This window comes from Oleiphilus sp. HI0067, from assembly GCF_001635735.1.
In genome coordinates this window covers 1-1,394 of sequence record NZ_LWFI01001495.1, presented here as the reverse complement: position 1 = coordinate 1,394, position 1,394 = coordinate 1, and the positions used below count along the sequence as shown (strand labels likewise).

Annotated in this window: 1 protein-coding gene; it reads left to right on the top strand. The window is 43.9% G+C overall.

Annotated features, from left to right (window positions below; genetic code table 11):
• The first annotated feature begins 157 nt into the window (after positions 1 to 157).
• Entirely contained in the window at positions 158 to 1,279 is a 1,122-nt protein-coding gene (gene coxB / locus A3739_RS24440; RefSeq protein WP_068483416.1) for a cytochrome c oxidase subunit II, read from the top strand.
• Positions 1,280 to 1,394 lie beyond the last annotated feature (115 nt).

The following is a 1,394-nucleotide window of genomic DNA, read 5'->3' as shown; positions in this document are numbered from 1 at the left end:
AAAGGCCTAAAAGGCGTTGCGATTTCAAAATGCAGCTCGCTATACTCAAAGGGCAATAAAAATAAATCCAACTGTTACTTGAGCTTCTTTGAAGTAGTTAAGTAGTTAGTAGTAGGAAGCCTCACAGGAACAAAAATAATAATCTGTGGAGACCCGTATGCGATCACGCCTAGTAAAGGCGCTGAGTCTGCTGCTGTCTGCAATTTATGCAGCGGATGTAAGCGCAGAGTATGGATTGAATATGCCTCGCGGAGTGACGGACATTAGTCACTCAGTCTATGACTTGCACATGACCATTTTTTGGATTTGTGTGGCAATTGGTGTCGTAGTGTTTGGGGTGATGTTCTATTCGATCTTTAAGCACCGTAAGAGTAAAGGCGCGGTAGCTTCGAATTTTCATGAAAATACCACGATAGAAATTATTTGGACGATCGTTCCTGTAATTATTCTGGTTGTCATGGCAATTCCAGCGACCAAAACACTTGTTGAAATGTACGACACTAGTGATGCTGATGTGGATATCAAAATCACTGGCTACCAATGGAAATGGCGTTACGAGTATTTGGGCTCAGGGGTCGATTTCTTCAGCAACATGTCCACACCCAAAGAAGAAATCTATAACGCACAAGAGAAAAACGAAAATTATCTATTAGAAGTAGATAACGAGCTCGTTGTGCCGGTTGGTAAAAAAATTCGCTTCTTAATTACGGCAAATGACGTGATTCACTCATGGTGGATTCCTGATTTTGCGGTTAAAAAAGATGCCATTCCTGGTTTTATTAATGAGAGCTGGACACGTATTAATGAGCCGGGAGTATATCGCGGTCAATGTACAGAGCTCTGCGGTAAAGATCACGGCTTTATGCCTGTTGTCGTGCGTGCAGTCGAACAATCCGAATACGATGATTGGCTTGCACAAAAACAAGAAGAAGCAAAAGCGGCAGCAGAACTTGCCAAACTCACCTTCACCTTAGAAGAACAGATGGAACGCGGAGAAAAAGTATACGCGACCAACTGCGCAGCGTGTCACCAACCGAATGGGCAGGGTATTCCTCCGGCGTTCCCAAGCCTTGTAGGAACAGAGATCGCTACAAAACTGCTGGATAAGCATATTGAGGTTGTTGTTGATGGTGTTGCTGGCTCGGCTATGCAAGCTTATGGTGGGCAATTGAGTGAGGTTGATATTGCTGCAGTTATTACTTACGAGCGCAATGCGTGGGGTAATGACACCGGCGACAATGTTTCTGCCAAAGACATCGTTGACTATAAAAATAAATAGGAGGGCTTATGAGCGCTGTAATCGACAATCCGTCTCATGACGATCATGAGCACCATGGTCCAACGAAAGGTATTGCGCGTTGGCTATTTACTACCAACCATAAAGATATTGGTTC